At 66.3% G+C, this 329-nt stretch carries 1 pseudogene; it reads right to left on the bottom strand.

Going from position 1 to position 329, the window contains the following annotated elements:
• Window positions 1–329: pseudogene (locus CRM90_RS30635) on the bottom strand (IS4 family transposase); the annotation flags it as partial.

Raw genomic sequence — 329 nt, forward strand, 5'->3', positions numbered from 1 at the left:
CCAGATTTCCTGGCGGACCATCTCCGGGCTATGTGAGCGGAGCACCCGGTAGCTGCCGCGCTGGCGGGTTTCGATCTCGGCGAGGCTGGATTCGAACTCCCAGCGTTGGTGATAAGCGGCGGCGAGCTCACCGGCGGGCGCCACCTCGGGATCGAGGATGGTGGTGATCAACCGGATGGGTGAGGCGCTGTCCTCGGTGTCTCGGTTGGAGATGTCGTATTCGATGACCCGCACGATGGGGCCGTGCGGCACCGTGGTCAGTCCGCGGGCCTGGTGGCGGCGGATGCGCTGCCGTTCAATCGAGGTGAGCAGCACGCTCAGGTACGAGC

Source organism: Mycobacterium sp. ENV421 (genome assembly GCF_002887815.1).
In the GTDB taxonomy this organism is placed as follows: Bacteria; Actinomycetota; Actinomycetes; order Mycobacteriales; family Mycobacteriaceae; genus Mycobacterium.